General features: G+C 33.9%; 14 protein-coding genes. 11 read left to right on the top strand and 3 right to left on the bottom strand.

All coding sequences use genetic code 11. The features are described from left to right. Nucleotides 1-337 precede the first annotated feature (337 nt). Nucleotides 338-1,354 carry a toll/interleukin-1 receptor domain-containing protein gene (locus H70357_RS34660; protein ID WP_052092335.1) on the top strand — a complete coding sequence of 339 codons (1,017 nt, stop codon included), beginning with the start codon at nt 338-340 and terminating at the stop codon, nt 1,352-1,354. A 227-nt stretch (nt 1,355-1,581) separates the two neighbouring features. Next, nucleotides 1,582-2,568, top strand: a complete 987-nt coding sequence (locus H70357_RS30135; protein ID WP_038596908.1) for a toll/interleukin-1 receptor domain-containing protein — start codon at nt 1,582-1,584, stop codon at nt 2,566-2,568. Nucleotides 2,569-2,800: 232 nt separating this feature from the next. On the opposite strand, the gene H70357_RS30130 is transcribed toward H70357_RS30135, so the two are convergent. Both H70357_RS30130 and H70357_RS30125 read right to left on the bottom strand, forming a co-directional pair. Beyond that, nucleotides 2,801-3,025: a hypothetical protein gene (locus H70357_RS30130; RefSeq protein ID WP_038596905.1), complete on the bottom strand. Its 225-nt coding sequence runs from the start codon at nt 3,023-3,025 to the stop codon at nt 2,801-2,803. 257 nt (nt 3,026-3,282) lie between these two features. Then, entirely contained in the window at nt 3,283-4,098 is an 816-nt protein-coding gene (locus H70357_RS30125) for a hypothetical protein (protein ID WP_038596902.1), read from the bottom strand. Between the two features lie 991 nt (nt 4,099-5,089). On the opposite strand from H70357_RS30125, the gene H70357_RS30120 reads away from it, so the two are divergent. Then, nucleotides 5,090-8,029 (top strand): UvrD-helicase domain-containing protein, encoded by a 2,940-nt coding sequence (locus tag H70357_RS30120; protein WP_038596899.1) that lies wholly within the window; start codon nt 5,090-5,092, stop codon nt 8,027-8,029. Between the two features lie 166 nt (nt 8,030-8,195). Next, complete coding sequence (locus tag H70357_RS30115) at nt 8,196-8,573, top strand: hypothetical protein (protein WP_038596896.1); 378 nt, start codon at nt 8,196-8,198, stop codon at nt 8,571-8,573. 477 nt (nt 8,574-9,050) lie between these two features. On the opposite strand, the gene H70357_RS30110 is transcribed toward H70357_RS30115, so the two are convergent. After that, nucleotides 9,051-10,037: a DUF7662 domain-containing protein gene (locus H70357_RS30110; protein WP_038596893.1), complete on the bottom strand. Its 987-nt coding sequence runs from the start codon at nt 10,035-10,037 to the stop codon at nt 9,051-9,053. A 188-nt stretch (nt 10,038-10,225) separates the two neighbouring features. Between H70357_RS30110 and H70357_RS30105 the strand changes: the two genes are divergently transcribed. The 7 genes from H70357_RS30105 to H70357_RS30075 all read left to right on the top strand — a co-directional run bounded on the left by H70357_RS30105 (nt 10,226) and on the right by H70357_RS30075 (nt 17,860). Next, nucleotides 10,226-11,143 (top strand): hypothetical protein, encoded by a 918-nt coding sequence (locus tag H70357_RS30105; RefSeq protein ID WP_038596892.1) that lies wholly within the window; start codon nt 10,226-10,228, stop codon nt 11,141-11,143. Nucleotides 11,144-11,467: 324 nt separating this feature from the next. Further along, nucleotides 11,468-12,430, top strand: coding sequence for a helix-turn-helix transcriptional regulator (locus H70357_RS30100; protein WP_038596890.1), 963 nt, complete (start codon nt 11,468-11,470; stop codon nt 12,428-12,430). 31 nt (nt 12,431-12,461) lie between these two features. Next, nucleotides 12,462-13,769, top strand: a complete 1,308-nt coding sequence (locus H70357_RS30095; protein ID WP_038596887.1) for a hypothetical protein — start codon at nt 12,462-12,464, stop codon at nt 13,767-13,769. Between the two features lie 10 nt (nt 13,770-13,779). Continuing rightward, entirely contained in the window at nt 13,780-14,577 is a 798-nt protein-coding gene (locus H70357_RS30090; RefSeq protein ID WP_038596885.1) for a hypothetical protein, read from the top strand. Next, the gene (locus H70357_RS30085; RefSeq protein WP_038596883.1) at nt 14,574-16,280 is read left to right on the top strand and encodes a ferredoxin; all 1,707 of its coding nucleotides are present in this window, start codon (nt 14,574-14,576) and stop codon (nt 16,278-16,280) included. Before H70357_RS30090 ends, H70357_RS30085 begins: the two co-directional genes overlap by 4 nt. A 363-nt stretch (nt 16,281-16,643) precedes the next feature. Continuing rightward, a complete protein-coding gene (locus H70357_RS30080; protein ID WP_038596881.1) occupies nt 16,644-17,210 on the top strand; it encodes a hypothetical protein in 567 nt (188 codons plus the stop codon). A gap of 305 nt (nt 17,211-17,515) precedes the next feature. Then, a complete protein-coding gene (locus H70357_RS30075) occupies nt 17,516-17,860 on the top strand; it encodes a YbjN domain-containing protein (RefSeq protein ID WP_038596878.1) in 345 nt (114 codons plus the stop codon). Nucleotides 17,861-18,321 lie beyond the last annotated feature (461 nt).

The raw sequence follows: 18,321 nt of genomic DNA, 5'->3' as shown, positions 1-18,321 counted from the left end.
TAGATATTCTTTTTACTTTCTTTTTACTTTCTTTTTATATTCTTATTATATTCTTTTGGTTTTCTTTTTTCAAGTATCAATTAGCTTGGTTATTAACGTTTGTATCAAATCCTATATTTCTGCATGATCTGTAATAGACGCTAACCATTCTAAATAATTACCAAATCACGATTAACGAACTTGTATTGATATGAGTGAGGATCATGTCAATTCACTTACGGACAATTCCTTGTCGGGGGATAAGAGCCTTATCTCATTAAGAGCCTAACTTTCATTGTTTACCCTTTATTCTCAAGCTTATATACTTGATGTAATATCACTCTGGAGGTCTTATTATATGGAATCGGAGCATAAATCAGCCTTTATAAGTTACAGTTGGGATAGCCTTGAACACCAGAAATGGGTATACGAATTAATGCAACACCTCAGAAGAAAAAATATAGACGTTGAAATAGATATTACGATAACACAAAACCACACTATAAACCTTAATGTGATGATGGTCCAAAATTTGCGTGATCGTGATTTTGTTATTTTTGTCCTTACAGAGAAATACGCCCAAAAGGCAGATGCCTTAGAAGGGGGCGTAGGTTTTGAAACAAAATTGTCCTTGGATACTTTAAAGACAAATCCCGATAAGTTTATTTTTATTGGGAGAAGTCAGGGCGATATTAATAAAATATTCCCCTTTCATCTACGAGGATATCATATCATTGATTTTTCTGATGACCGACTATACAATGAGGCGTTCAATAAACTAGTGCACCGCATAAATAAGATACCCTTATTTAAATTAGAGCCTCTTAGTGCTGTTCCTGCAATGAATCTAGGGGCTACGATTGAAAAAAAATATGAGAGAGAAATAAAATTTGCGGATTTTCAAATACCCGATCTGAGAGGGAATACACATTCGGAGAAAAATTATTTTATAGAACAAAACTATAATGAAATCATTTTAATATTTGAAAAATTACTTGATGAAGTGAAATTGAAATATCCAAATTTTAGTACAATAATAGAAAAAATAATAGAACAAAAAAGAACCTTTCATTTATATCTAAGTGGTGAATATAAGACATCTATAGAAATATGGATTAATTCACAAAATAAGATTAACAATATACATGTTTGTCGTTGTCGTTTTAATAAAGAACGTTTGAATAATGGTCAGCCTTTCAAATACTCTTCTAATGTTAGTGCATATAGCGATTCATTTTCATGTGGAGAAGATAATGATAAGAAATTATTATTAAGGAAAGGTATTAGTAATTTGAAACTTCATGACAATCCTACAACTCGCCAAATAGTTAAAGAGATATGGGAGAGTTATGCACTGCCATTTTTACATTACTAAAATTAGAATTTCAATATCCTAATTATAGATTACATACTAGATACGGTATATATTATACTGGAGGTTCAATTATATGAAATCGGAGCATAAATCAGCCTCAATAAGTTATAGTTAGGATAGCCTAGAACATCAAGAGTGGGTATATGATAATGGTTTAAATTCTCGTTTTTTTTAACCATCTGATTATATATTCGAAGAAAGTATAATTCTCTGGGAGGTCACTTGTAATGGGATCGGAGCACAAGACAGCTTTTTTAAGTTACAGTTGGGATAGCCTTGAACACCAGCAATGGGTGTACGATTTAATGCAGGATCTTAGAAAAAGAGGTATTGAAGCTATAATAGATATAACAATAACACAAACGCAAACCACAAATTTGAATGTGATGATGATCCAAAATATACGTGACCGAGATTTTGTTGTTTTTGTGCTTACAGAGAAATATGCCCAAAAGGCAGATACTCTAGCTGGGGGCGTTGGTTTTGAAACCTTATTGTCCTTGGAGACTCTAAAAAGAAACCCTGACAAGTTTATTTTTATAGGGAGAGGCCAAGGGGACTTCAATAAAATACTCCCCTTCCATTTGCAAGGATATAATGTTATCGATTTTTCCGATAACCAAGAATACGCTGAGGCACTAGAAAAACTTGTATATCGAATTCAAGGAGTTCCCTGGCTTGCAGTAGAACCCCTTGGAGAAATACCAGATTTGAAGCCGAGGACTTCAATAGCCCAAAAGGTTGAAAAGGAAACTGGGTTTGATAATTTGAAAATTCCCAACTTGAGGAAAAATACAGAATTAAATCGAAACGATTTTATGCGTGATAGCTATAATGAAATTGTCGCAACATTAGAAGAAATTCTTACGAAGGTAAAAGGGAAGAATCCAAACTTTCAGTTTGAAAATGATAAAATAACCGAAAAAAAGAATATTTTTAACTTATATGTGAATGGACAACAAAAAGCTTCAATGAAAATATGGAGAGATAGATTTTTTACGAGTGGTTATGACCAGATATTTCTTTATTATGGTCATTCACATAGTCATAGCGATAATGCACACAATGAATCGCTTGTGTGTAATGAGGACGGCGAAAAACGATTATTCTTAAAAATGAGCTTTAGTATCTATGGAAGTCAGGAGAATCTTACACCTCGACAAGTTGCTGAAGGGATATGGAGTCAACATTTGGAGCCTTCTTTACGGAATTAACGTACATTTGAATTATCAACTTAAATTGAACAGAAGGAAATTTCTTTTGTTCGATTTATTTGTTTTTGTATTTATTTATTTTCATTTGCCCCAATCCATTGAGCATAGCCATACGTAGGATTTTATTTCTTAAGGAGTTCTAGGAGCGTACCAACTTCAAAGATAACATTGTGGGACAGATGGATTAGATCAGTGGAACCTTTTAAATTCAGATACAAAAAAGAGCCACTTTTCAGCGACTCCCCCATAATGCACTTCCAAAGTAAACTGTCCCGAAGAATCCCGAAACAATTAATATTACCGATAAAATACCCACCAAATTACGTATTGATCCATTATCAATCCTCCGAATAATGAGAAAACACATAAGGCCAATAACTGCAACTGCAATCCCACCTAAAATTATTGGTCCTATAGTCTCCCATAGATCTACGTCTCCAAATAAATTGATTTTCATTGAATCCCTCCTGGTGCCTATGTTCGACAAAAGGGGATTTTAATCCTGCTTTAAAAGGCTTGATGATTTGATTTATAGGGGGAATGGATTATGCCATAATTTAAAAGTAGGTCAAACTCAAAAAAAAATCATTAAAGGAAAAAGAGCCGACCAAGACTTTATTACCCAGGCCTTAGTCGCCGCTGTTGCCCTTGAACTAATATCCCCCGTCAGGTCAATAAATAGTTACAAATTGATAAGACGATCACAATAAGGATCTATTTGGGCGATGCCTTCCTACTTAATGTCGTCCACGAATTATCTTCTTCTAAAAAATCCCCTTCAGGTAGTTTAAAATTCTGCTCAATCCAATTAAACAATCCATCGGGACTTGTGTTGTTATTCTTGAAATATTTGTTAATTGAATTGATTCCCAAAATATAATTTTGCCACTCAGAAGATTCGTTTCCCCTTTTTAAAGAGAATGTAATAAATACACTTGTCAGTGAGACACTTGTTTTTTGGGAATGAACCTTGTTAAAAATGTTATAAGCCATTTGATCTAGAGTAGATTTATTAAGGGTATCCGACACTACAACCAGTTCTAGAATTAATCCGTTCTTTATTTTCGTGGTGCTTTCACTTTTTGTAAACTTGTTAGTACGAAGCTTTGTGTCACTTATTATGCCGTTTTTTAGAGGAACAGTCTGTTTTAGATTCTGAATATACGATTCTTCTTTCCAAACTATATCACTTAAATTCCTTGTAATTTCGGGAATAATCGTCGGCGATGGTTCAGTTGATGGTTTGCTTCTAGTGGGATTCTGAATTTCAATTACATTGACAGCAGGTAAGGGACTCGCTTGCTTAGGTTCATTATCATCTGTGACTGCGAAATAAATACTACCAATCAATATGATAACCACAATAAAACCTAAACACCCAAAACAACCTTTTGTCTCTTGTTTCATTTGTTCTTCCCCAGATTGATTGATTGGTGTTTGATTAGTAGAAGTTTTTGGTATGGATTTTGGTTTTCCTGACGTTTGAACAGCGTTATTGAAGCCTTCTTTAAATTCTTTCCATGCCCCCAAGATCCATCAACTCATTTCGATTGATTGTATGCGTTAACTCATGCCCATTTAAACGACTATTTTCTAGTTTATCCTAAATGATAGTCAAATGCAGTAAACTTCTGGGGAAGGACCAATTCAGATAACTTCTTTTTCGCTCCAAATACTACATATATTAAAACTAACCCTTCCATAAGTTAACAAATAATCGTCGTCATTAGCCTACAACTTTATTTTTATTGACATAAAAAATAATCTCTTTATTTGACAAAAAAATGTTCATTTATGAAGTAGATATGTTAAAAGGAAGTCTACTTGTTTGCTCTGTAGGGGCACCTTTTTTCATACATAAAGGGGTTTGTGAGGAATGGAAATAAGAGGGCTTATACGCGAACAGTGAGCCATACGAAAGTCGGGTTCATTAGGTTTGGTTTTGGATTGACGAAAGAGCCCATTTTAAAGAGGCCTCTTAATCATTACTGTTCACCGTTTGAATTGATTAACAATTTCTCCATTCTTCTTAGAAATTAAATAAGCTGCTATAGGCACTACTTTATCATCGAGAAAGGTGATTTTGTAGCAAGCGATTTGACCTCTGTTTCACTATAGGAATAGACTTCATTGGTCTCGAAAGTGTAATTACTAAATTCTTCAGCATAATTAGCCTGGAACTCTTCTAATGCGATATCATTTGCTTTTTTCATGGTTATTTTGCTTGAGCATCCTATTAATAGCAGACAGAGTTATAAGTCTAATATAATTTGTTAAAGCATGATCAGTTGCATACAGTTAAAATCTTAATTCAGCATCGACATGCGCTGGATTTTTTTATAGAGCAGATAGTATTTAATTAGTAAGATTTTCATTATTATTTTTAAGTGTATTTCGCATGTTAATTTGATACATTATTAATGGGAAAATATTTCGCTTAGTTTTATTAAGCATGAAGGGCAATGTGATGTAATTGATTACATGGATAAAAGCATATTTGGAAAATCGAAAGTGGAATAAGATGTTGGAACAGCTTGAAGTCCAACTGAAGCTTTATGCTGGTTCGGACATGGGGTTGCAAAGACGGTTTGCAGAAATATCATTGCAGAGATTCTATATTTCAGAAGAGCAAATTACCAATTTGACGACAAAACACATGCATCAGTTCTATACGCAGGAATTTCCTCATGCGATTAACCCTATACTTGAGCGTTATTTTGAAGGAGTACCCACGGAACAACGTAATCTTGATCCTCGATTTTTGAAAATTGAAACTCTTTTTCAAGCTCAAAAAGAAAAGTATTGGAGTGTTTTCTCCAAGTTACGCACAAGTATTATACAATTAAATGAAGAAATCACAGGGAAAACTGAACATGCTGCGACTTTTCTTGTGGATGTAAAGAAAGCTCGTAAGGATTACTTCACACATACTTTAGCTGTGAAATTGATTTCTCAGTATAAAGACACGTTTGTTTACTTTAGCTCAGGCGATATCAGTGGGATCTCCGAATCGACTTCCGCAAGCATTGACGCTTATAAAGAGTTGAACAAGTATCGATCAGATTGGAACAAGGAATACATCAAGAGAGAATTGATTGAAGCTCAAGAGTTACTCTCCAATATTGATGGGAAGTCTCTAGATGCTCAGCAGCGAATCGCTGTGGTCACGGATGAAGATAGCAATTTGGTATTAGCTGGAGCTGGCAGCGGAAAAACATTAACGATTGCAGGCAAAGTGAAGTATTTGGTAGAGCGAAAACACGTGAAACCTAAAGAAATATTGCTGATTTCTTTTACCAAGAAGTCTGCGCTAGAAATGAAGGAGCGAATCGAAAGCCGACTCCACCTCCCTGTAGACGTAAAAACTTTTCATGCCTTAGGTCTTGAGATTATTGCTAAGCATCATCAAGCGAAGCCAGACATTTTTAGCGATCTTGCGGGAGTCATTCAGGCGTATATGAAGGATACGATATTTGAAGAGGACCAACAAATTAGGCATCTTATCGAATTCTTTGGATATTACCTTAGTATTCCGAAAGATTATTCTGAGTTTGAGAATTTGGGGGAGTACCATGACTTCCATCGTAACCTGGATTTTGAGACCTTAAAGGGAAAAATGTCGAAATCTGATTATGTAGACCATGCAGCGCATGTACAGAAAAGCCAATTGAAAACTCTTGCAGGGGAATCGGTAAAGAGCTTCGAAGAAACCTTGATTGCCAATTTTTTATTCTTGAATTCGGTGGAGTATGAGTATGAACGGGACTATCCGTTTGATACACGAACAGAACAATACCGTCAGTATAAGCCTGATTTTTACTTACCTGAGCATGATCTGTATATTGAACATTTTGGCGTCGATGAAGTGGAGCGTACGCCTTGGCTGAGCCCCATCGAGGAACAAAAGTACCTAGACTCCATGAGATGGAAAAGAGAGCAGCATGCTTCTCAAGGAACGACTTTGATTGAAACATACTCTTACCTCAATAAGCAGGGGGTGCTTCTTGATAAGTTACGGGAATATTTGCTGGCTCATGGGGTAAAGTTTAAAGAGGCCGATTATCTGTCGATTTTTAATAGTGTTTATAAAGAGAATCAAGATAAATACTTTAAGGAATTTGTGAAGCTGATAGCGACTTTCATCAACTTGTTTAAGTCCAGTGGATATGAAGTAGATCAATTTGAAGCATTTGTTCAGCAAAACCAAACGAAACCCGAGATTCCTTTTTTAAAGCGACGAACGGAACTATTTATATCTCTTGTTCGGCCGATATACAGCTACTATGAAGAACATTTAAAGAAGATAAAAAGTATCGATTTCAACGATATGATTAATCAAGCTACTGATATTGTTAGGAGAAACAAACCGTATTTTCCGTACACTTATATTATTATTGATGAATATCAGGATATATCGAAAAGCCGCTTTGGCCTGATTCAAACAATTCAAGAGCAGACGAAAGCTAAAATCATGTGTGTTGGGGATGATTGGCAGGGGATCTACCGTTTTGCGGGTTCTGATTTACAGCTCTTCACCAACTTTGGTCAATATTTTGGAACCCATGAGTTGATGAAGATTGAGCAGACCTATCGGAACTCGCAGCAGCTTGTGGATGTGGCTGGTCGCTTTGTAATGCGGAATGAAAATCAGTTCCGAAAAGAATTGAAATCCATGCATCAAAATCCAGAACCTTTTCGTATTTTGGGGTACCAAAAAGACAAGGCGACAGCACTCCGCGTAGCCATCGAACGCATCGTGAAGGAATATGGGAAAAACACAAAAATCCTTCTACTTGGACGCAATGGTTTTGATATCAACTTTTTAGATGAGGAATCTGAATTTCTTCTGAATGCAGACAAGACCCAGATTACCTATTCAAAGTACCGCGAGCTTCGGATCTCGTTTTTGACCACCCATAAATCCAAGGGGCTGGAAGAAGATCATGTTATTTTGCTGAATGCGGAGAACAGTCTCGTGGGATTCCCGAATAAAATCGCGGATGATCCTGTGCTCTCTTGTGTGCTTACGGATCAAGAGTCGTTTGAATTTGCGGAAGAACGCCGCCTGTTTTATGTGGGGCTAACACGTACACGAAATTCTTGCTACATCTTAACTTCTGAGCAGCGAATGTCTACTTTTGTAAAAGAACTAATTGAGAAGGATAGGATTCCCTATCAATTAGTGACGCAAGAAGAGAGCGTAACAGAGAATCCAAAGTGTCCAAAATGCAAAATAGGGCATTTAACGCGTAGAGTGGGGAATACGATCTTTTTGGGGTGCACGAATTTCCCTGGTTGTGATTATACTAATCAACATGTAGAGATATTGAAAAAGCCAAAGTTATGTCCGCGATGTGGAGGATTTTTAGTCTATAGAAAAGGTTCACGAGGGCCGTTTTATGGATGCACGAATTTTAAACACAACTGTCGATATACAGAAGGTTATAAATTTGTGAAATAACAGTTTAAATGAGGAATTAAGTTGGCTAAGAACATTATTCTTTAATTTCAAAGGTTAATAGTTTTGGCATAATTAAAATTAGCTATTCATTGTGCACATGAAAATTGTTTAACGCAATAATAGAAGTGTAATGAAATATTTGACGAAAATTAGGAGTGTGAATACATTGGGATGGTATGATTTTTTAAACAATAATCCAGTAGGCAAAACTTTTAGCAAAGTTGCAACTTCTGCTATTGGTGGTGTTGATAAGACTGTACAAAAGGGATTTAGCAAAGCAGATAAGGTAGTTGATTCATTTGATAAAAAAGGCCAGTCTTTAGGTAGCGCAATAGATAATATGGGAAATACATACAAGAGTGTGAAAAATAGCGGGTTAAAGCGTAATCACTTGGATGATATTGATGAAAATAAAAGAGTCCTCGATGAAAACTTGCCAACATTTATTAAGAACTCAAAACCTTACCAAACTGCAAGCAAGGTTGTGGAAACATCGAATAATATTACAAAAGTTGTTGATAAGTTTAATGGGTTACAAAAATAGATTGTTACATGAGAGGATAGACATTCGGTAAATCACCATTTCGTAAACTGTTATTACATATCTTAAAAAAACTATAGGATTTTTAGTCATTATATCCAGCAAGTAAAAGCAAAAAGAAAGTATATGAAATTGGCATACATGAAAAAATAAACGTATCTGGTAGCTGCCAAGTACGTTTATTTTTTCATTTGCTTTAATACCTATACCAAGACAGACTTGATTTTCACAATAGCTTGAAGATCTTGCTTTTCCTGAAAATAAAGATTAATATCGGAGCTTCGTCATCCTATCCTCAATAAAATGATTTTTGGCAAGGATTCTGAGAAAAGTGGAACTAATGCTTTCATAAAGGAAGAATGTCATGAATTGTTCGCTTATTATGATTCAACGGGGTCGCACTAATCGTTATATTTTAAATTATGCTGTCTCCCTTTATTGGAAATTCTATTGATAAGTAAGGTATAAAGCGCAGTTTGATTATTCAAACTGTCCTGCTCGTTTTCGATCTAAGGCTAGTTCACAAGGTTTACAGAGCCATTTTGTCTCATTCCAATAAACTCTTGTTGTAACAAGGCATTTATCACAAGTTTGAAATGAAACCTCTTTGATAACTTGAGTGGTATTTAGGAATTCATTAATCGAAACCCAGTTATCTTCTATATAAAATCCCTTATCTTGTAAGATTATTTCTTTGAAATAAATATACTTAACATTATTATTGATCACATTCCAAATGGCTATTTTATAGTTATAATTATAAAGATAATCAATTGTTTCTTTACAAAATTCATTAAAAATATATATATTGTCTGATATTGTTACGGTGACACTAAGAGGATTTTTGTTACAGTAGCACTCTCCAGCAAAATTAATTGACTTACCACAACTTTGACAATGTAAAGCTTCTTCATCGAGAAAATCATCATCATCAAATTCATCTAGAAAGTCATCATTTTCGTCAATTTCTTTATAAAATAAGAATCTTGCATCCTGTGCCTCAAATTCAAAATCAAATATAGATTCGTTAAAGTTTGAGATTTCTAGATCGAATTGTAATCTTACGCTATTATGCTCGTAGAGCGTTATGAAAAATCCATCCTTTGTTAAGGTTATGTTCATAATTTCATAAAACTCTTTGGAATTCAGATACATAAAACCTGAGCAACCATAAGTTCGTAAATCTTTAAATCGTGAGGCTAAATATTCCGTATTAGTACATTTTTTGAAATTTAAATTTTTGGAAAATGTAACTGAGTCCCCTAAGATGACATTTTCTACTTCCCAACCCGCATGTACCCATGGTCTATTCGGAACACATCTACTATTTCTCCACCAATCGGATTTTTTGAAAGCGGATTTCGGTAAGTTAAATCCTAAAATTTGTTCAAGGTCTACAAATGTAACAACAGTAGACTTGGAACAATTTTCTTCGAGATATTTTATCAAGGGCGCAAATTTACTCATTTTCATTCTCCTAATCAATGGTAATATTAAATCTAGCTTACCCATCTATAATGATTTCTGCAACGTCATCACCATCAGTAATTTAATAATGTCTACTATTACACTCAAAGTAGCAGCGCTAAAAAGGGTTGCCAATTAAACTTTACCAGTATAAAGTAAATATAATTTATAAGTGGGGAGCAACATAAATGAACGAAACAACTAACTTAAAAGCCTTGTTTTCTTTGCCATATTATCAAAGACAATTTATTGAAATTGAAGAAACGGTTTTTTTATATGGTACTCAAGAGATATCTGAATACGTAGCTCGAAAAACACCTGTAGGAACCGTTAAAGACGTGATTAAATCTAGAAGAGTTACAAAGTTAAGTTTATCGGACTTTAATACAAGACATACAACATATAATTCGTTTGGCGGGATGCAACAATTATTTGATGAATTGTTGAAAGGTCCAATAGGCAATCAAGAGTTATCAATAGAAGAATTTGAAGAACTACAAAATTACTACATGAGCAAAAAAGTGATCCAATTATCCCAAAATGATACCCCATTTTTAAAATTTCCACTCGGTCATCCAAAACCAACAACTATTTATGTTTGTAATCCTCATCTAAAAAATACATATTATCCTGTTAAGGAATTCCATAAGAGGACTTTCGAACATAAGTTTCAGGAAATTATCAATTTACTTATGACATTAGGAGCAACTTCTATTAAAGTGGAATATGATAGTGGTTATTTAAAAGAAGTAGACACTGGTTTGAATTTGAATATTAAGACCGTGGAAGTAGATGTGAAAACAGATCATAAAAGGAAAATTGATAATAATATCATTTATGAAGCAAGGTTCAAACCACGTGAAGAGGTTAACTTACCAGAGGAATTAGTTTGGTATTATCATGAACCTACATGGCAATCGATTGCAGAAGGTAGATTAAAACATGGTTTATTAAACTTCAATTTAGCAATAAATTATGAAGAAGATTTCAATGTAAATAGTGAAATAAATATAGATCTTATAAAATACGGCTTAAACATTAATTTAGAAATGGATTCTTTTAAATCAACAAAATGGATAATTAGTGGTGATTTTTCCGAAATGTAACAGTTGTCAGAGTGGATTTTCTGTTATAGGAACTTCGTTAATGGGTTTAACTCGGATGGTGGAAGTATAAAGTGGTTTTTCTATAAGATCGTTCAAAACAACTAATAGTATAACGGACTTTTCTTTTCAAGAAAGGTCCGTTATTTTATTGTAATAAAGGATAAAAAATAAGTGGGAATATTAGCTCCTTAATCTCTTCGTATCGAGTTCAACAAATGAAAAAAAGGCATTGATAAAAGCAATGAAGGTTAATGCAATGAAAGTGACAAGATATGTCTATCAGTTGTGGTAAAATATAGATGAAAAGGGCTGTTTGGTGGAAATATGGATAAAACGAGAAAGTTAAAACGAATATTAATGTTATATGAGATGATAAAAAATGGCGAGAAATTCAACAAAAGTGAAATGGCTTTAGAATTTGGCGTTCATGAACGTTCTATCCAGCGGGATATTGATGATATAAGAAGCTATTTATATGAACGACATACTGGAGAAGAACTTGTCTATAGTTATTCTGTAAAGGCGTATCAGAAGACCACTAGTAGTAGGGAGAAACTCACGGAAGTTGAACTATTAGCTGTTACAAAAATACTGATAGAAAGTAGAGCATTTACTCGATCAGAGATGCAAGGAGTAATCCAATCGATAATAAATCAAGCTGAGAAACATGAGAGAATAAGTATAAAAGAAGCTATACAAAATGAAATGCATCATTACAAACCATTGAATCACAATAAACCATTGTTGGAGCTTATTTGGGTGATTAGCAACGGAATTCGAAGACAAACTGTAATTCAAATCACCTATGAAAGAATGGATGGTAATGAAACTCAGAGAAGAGTAATGCCACTTTCCATAGTGTTTTCAGAGTTTTATTTTTATTTAGTCGCTAATATCGAAAATAGCAAGTATGATGAACCAGCCTTCTTTCGGCTTGATCGATTGAAGAAGTGTGATCTAACAGATGATTCTTTTAGAATTTTACAACAAAAGCGCTTTGAAGCAGGCGAACTCAGAAACCGAATTCAATTTATGTATTCGGGTGAGTTAATCAGATTACAGTTTGAATTTTGGGGGCCTTCGCTTTCTGCTGTTCTAGATAGGTTTCCAAATGGAAATGTAATTAAAAGGAATGAGCATAGTTGGATTATCGAAGCACAGGTGTATGGGACAGGGTGTATCATGTGGTTATTAAGCCAAGGACCCAACATAAAGGTAATCAAGCCTCAAAGCTTGAAGGAAATTATGAAAGAGAAAATACAGGCCATGGCCATGATATATCAGTAGAGTAAAAGGGATTCTTGAGGAGGACAGAAATATGAATGCGGACAATGATTTGAAGTTAGGAGTTAGTCAGGAGTATGAACGATATAAATATGATAACGTTGGAAAAAGAATTAAATTTAAGAATGAAATATTTGATAGTAAGAAAGTTGTTTTAGATCATTATTCTGGAAAGACAATACATCGATCAAGATTAGCAGCCTTAAAAAAATATGGAAAAATAAAATATACGGAGCATATACCAGACACGGATCATATTGTCCCCTTAAAAATGATACATAAGCGGTTGAGACGAAATCCATTTTTAACAGATGACAACGTTAGAGAAGTAGCAAATCTGAAACAAAATTATCGTATAACCAGTGGAAGATTTAATCGTAGCAAGGCCGACAAGAGCAATTGGACAGTCGCATTTGACCAAACAAAGAACGCTAATTTAACATCCAGAACAAAAATGATTGTAGATGATGTTAAGGCGAGATCTGCAATTCATAGTATTGCTGCTGTTAGAACTTCCCAAAATATAAGCAATGAGTTTAAGGCGGGTGCCAAGGGGTCAATCGAAGCCTCAGTGATACCTCTGGCAGTTATGGGGGTACAAAACCTGGTTATGATGGCCAAAGGTGAAAAGAATCTTGATGAAGCCATTAAAGAAACAAGTATTGCAGTAGCAACCACAGCCACTACTGGTGGATTGATAAGAGTGACAACCACAGCCCTAACTAATACATTAAATCAAAGCTCTGTAAAAGCATTACAGACAGTGGGTAATTCCAACATTGTAGCACAAATAATTTCTGTTTCACTACTCATTAAAGATTCGCTGATAGCATACATGAATGGTGAAATTGACAGTAAGCAATTTATGGAACAGATCGGTGAAAAGGGAGTAGGAATGGTAAGCGGTATACAAGGAGCTATCATTGGACAAATGTTAATTCCTATCCCAGGAGTGGGAGCTATTATAGGTACGATGGTGCTTTCAACAGTTTGTACTGAGTTATATAAATTTTCTAATAAAATGAGAGCAGCATATGAATCTTTAGGAGAATATTCTGAGTTGGAAGATAAAATCAATTTTATAGCAAATTCAGCTTTAAAGGAGATGGAAACACAAAGAAATAACTTGAAGGAGTGCATTTCGGAGGAGTTTAAAGTGTGGGATGAAAAAATTAATACAGCTTTTAACATAATGATAAACGCAACACTAAACAATGATGTGAATGGAATCTCAGCTTCTCTTGATGATATCTTAGGAATATTTGGAGAGAGAGTTCGCTTTAAAAATTATAATGAATTTGATGAATTTTTTATGAATCAAGATGCAATTTTGAAGCTTTAGGAGGATCAATATGATTAGATTTGTGATAAACATGGTTGAGGCGGATAAAAATAATTTACTTGCTGAGAAAAGAAATATACAAGCTTTTGAAAAGCTCGCAAAGGCAGAAATTAAAGTGAATAACCAACAGGCATTAACCTTAGCAGCGTTAGAAAAACTGATGAATCGAAAAAAGGGGATAATGGCGACATCCTTTAATACTTTTATTGAAGTCTATGAGCAAATTATGCGAATAGATTTTGATGATCGAGATGGATTTGGAAAAGTTAATATGAGTGAGCTAGTATCTCTCAATTCAGTGTCCTCTAACACAAATGTAAAGATTGAAGCAAAGGCATTGACGACAGAGCAATCACTAGCGGCATTCTTCATCAAAGGTGGTATTTCTGGAGTCATTGCCAAGGAGGCTGAAATGAATGCTAATATGGCCTCTGTACGAAATAGACAGGCTGACGTTACTATATCACAAGCTGAAACGATTTGTGTTGCTTTAAATGGCGTTGAAATTAGAGCCCATAAACTTTCTGAGTTGTTAGCAAAACTAAATCTGATTTTCAGAAAAACGATTGATACAACAACCGCTATTATCACAGATAAGGGGGCATTCAGACAGAATTACACGAAAGATGACAAAGAGAAGCTTATGTCTTGTATTAATACAGCTTCCACTATAAGAAAAGTTATGGATGCCCCTATTATTGATTCAGCTGGGGAATTAACACAACTTTCAATCAACGTTATACAAACTGGTTTTGAGTATTTAGAGAAGATGGATCAAGTTATTAATTATAAGGGGAATAGTCAATGAAACGTATTGTTGTATCCGATAAATGTGTAGCTTGTGGGACATGTTCACTGGAAAGTGAACTGATGACAGAAAGGTCTGATGGTAAGGCAGTAGCATGGGGCACTGGAATGATTACAAATGAACAATACAAGTCCTTTATACCTGTCTTGAAAAACTGTCCAACTGGTGCTATTAGTGTTGTCGATGATATTAATCAAGTGGGAGAGACAGCGAGTATTATTAAATTAAAAAAAATTATTGACGAAAAATTAAAATCTTATGAGGTGAAGTATCCTACAACTGAAAGTTTCGATTATATAGATAAAGAGTACATAGCGCCATTATTTATTAATAAAGATAAATCAGGATACGAGTATTCCTCCTATGATAGGGCCAGTAAAGAGGGATTCCGAGAATTTGAAAGAAGCATATACTCACAAAGGAAAACAATGGTACAATCCATGCTAATCGGGTATAAAACTAAAAAGCTATCTTCTTTTGCCTATTATGAGAAGAATTCGGGTGATTTTTACGATGGGGTTTGTCAGGAGATTACGAAGGTATTGAGTGAAGTAGAGTTTATGGCAAAGGAAATCACTAAAGGGCGGATTAAGTTGCCCGCTGATTTCTTACTATTTGAAGTAGGGCCAGATAAAGATTATGATGGTGAATTATATTGTTATAAACTAAGACACACGGAGCAACTCGATTACTTGAGTGAAGGAGCTCAGCCCGCGTCTTATTACGATTGTTATATTGATATAAATGAATTGAATGATAAATATTCTTTTGATTTAAATCAAGTGAAGGAAATTTTTATGGAGCATGTATCTTTTGAGCTATCTAATCAATTGTCAAAACATATTTTTGAATGGATGGATACAATCATAAATGAATTTAGTAAATTGGTTTCTAAAAAGATTAATGAGAAGATTGTGATCATTAAATCTGCATTAAAGGAATGTTCCTTTGGGGATATTTCAATTAAGGAAAACTCCACTTCAGATTTAAGGGAAGAATTAATGAAATTAATTAAAGAGACGGAGAAAATAGAACTAAAAAAAGAGTTCGCTTATCTTAGCGTGGATACCGATTACGATTCAAGTTATCGTTTTACTTCTGAGAGCAAGTGTCGAGAGGCAGCAGGAAATCGCCTGTGGAGGTTTTTTGATACTTGCCAAAATTATTTTTCATTAAGCTATGCAACGAATATTAGTGAAGAGCTTACTCAAAAATATTATTATCAAGTCAATAATATTTTTGATGATTTCAAAACCAAACTACAGAAAATCTACGATAAATTCGAGATGGAGTATCCGAATGCTACAATTCAAACTACAGTAAAAAGTAAAATAGTTACTATAGATTTCGCTTCCTTTGAACGGTTGTCGTTAAATATTAATTTTGAAATAAGAGAATTAATTAATGAAAATGTATTAGAATATGGTAGATTTAATTATAATGATTATTTAGAGTATGATCGTGAAGCAATTGAAATTTGGAGTAGTTTAGATTGGAAAAAGGGTATTTTCGGAAGGGATATTGAATATACAAAGTACAGCTATTCATTAAGATTCTCTGGGATGTTAAACGGATATGAAAAGGCATGTAATGAATGCTGTAAATTAGCTTACGAGGATGGATTTTTACAAGAATACTATCAAAAACTTATGGGGAATATTTTGCAGGATGTCCGACGGAGTATAGTTAATAACTTGAGCTAAGTTATCATTTCTGTTAAATTTTTAAAAAAATAATCGTTAGATGAAGTAATAATCTCGCCAAATATGATTTGAACATCCTAAAAACTCTAGCGCCGTTAGGCGCTTTTTTTGTTTAAGCGAATTATTATTAATTACCGTAATTTATATTTTTTATTACAATGGAATTAAGCTTTTATATAAGTCTTTTATTTTTGATGAGAGTGTCAGATATGAAATATAATGATAAAAATGAGAGTGATAATCATAATTCGACAAAGTATTATCAGGGAATTTGGTACAATCTAAATAATAGAAATAAAACTAAACTAATTTTCTATTGTTGTCATAATCGGAGTTTATCTATCCTTAAAGGGGAATAATCAAATGGCTGATGAAAAATTAGAAAAATGTGTATCATCTATTTTCCATGAAATTGTTAACTATTCGAAAAAAAATGAATTGCAAATTGAAATGAAACAAATTTTGCTTCAAAAAAGACAAAGGTGTTCTAGTCATTCGGAATATATGAATACATTAATTCGTAATATTGCTTATACAGTTGAGACAACTAGTGTAATAGTGCAAATTTTAAAAGAATCTATAGTACAAAAACAATATGTAAGACCACAAAATTATGTGGAATTGATTAATCAAGCTCAGCAAAATATTAGAGCTGTGATGGAAGATCAACTTTTACCACAGTACAGGGAGCAAATTTCTAAGGGGATTATCAATAATCAAGATTTATCTGCAAAGGCGGAGATGATTTATTCCACTACTAAAGTTACTAATGACTATTTACTCGTGTTTATGGACATATTCATGGAAACATCAAATGCGTTCTTCACCAGTGATCTTTTCAATTATTCCTCAGAAAGGGTTGGACAAGTGGTTTTAAATACCGCGAGTTTTCATGCAGCTGTTATTTTTGATGGAGTTAGTTTTGGATAAAGTAGGAATCACATACAAGATAACAAGAGCGCGCCAAAGGGGGGCGCTTTTTTAATTTGAACTTTATCTATAAGTCTATGGTAGGTAACCTCGTGGCAAGCAATGGTGCTCCCCTTTTGTTATCAACACTCCGCAAGCAAGCCAAGAGCTAAATATCAAGATTATAATGACCATGTCAATTTGTCTCCAGCGTAAATAAATGCAAAAACTATATTTTTAGAAGAATGGATATAGGAGGTATTTACCATAAGAGGCCGATAAAGTATACTTATACATGCTACTCCATTACTTAAGGAGGGGTTCAAATGATTGATATTACACAAACTTTTAAGAATTATATTAACCAGATTGATTTTTATATGAATGAAGAACTTGGTGAAGAAGGGACTTCTTTTTTCTCTATGAATGTAAAAACTGATAACGGTGCAAATATCAGAATAGTTGTTTCTTTTCAGGAAAATTATCCTTCTGCAGATGTTTATTGTTTTAATGTCGCAGATATAAATAATCCTTTAAAAAGAGATATCGCACTGCAACATATAAATGATGTGAACAATAGTTACAGATATGCTAAATTTCATATAACTAGTGAGGGTACCGTGTCAATTTCAACAGCATTAGATTTTGGTGGGGATTTGATCCTGAAGTGATAATTAACCATATTCGGAGTTTATATACTATCGCTGATGAGCAGTATAAAAGTTTTATGAAAATTGCCTGGAGTTAGCACAAACATTTTACATAGTCAAAGAAGATATAAGATATTTATGTATATATTAACTTGAAATTGGTGAAAACAGTTAAACTGCAACTTACAAGTGTAACACTTCGTAATTTGGTGTAGAAGTGGTGGGAAGAACTCTAAATGAGGTTATAAATCGCATTAAGCAGCTTAAGTTAACGGAGAAATGGTAAGTAAAAGCAAGTAAAGCAAGTGATCCAGAGTTAATGGGGAATACATTGTTCTATTTTTCGAGTTGGGTCATGCCTTGAGGAACTCCAGAATTACTATAAGACAAATATTAAATAGCCGAGTAGGCCTGCAAGAGGATAACTCTTTGCATTCCACATGGCTGTTTTTATTTGTAATACAATATCTACTGAAGTATGT

Origin of the sequence: Paenibacillus sp. FSL H7-0357, assembly GCF_000758525.1 — a bacterium.
Lineage (GTDB): Bacteria > Bacillota > Bacilli > Paenibacillales > Paenibacillaceae > Paenibacillus_AQ.
The sequence above is the reverse complement of the archived record's forward strand: the minus strand, read 5'-3'. Positions and strand labels throughout refer to the sequence as shown.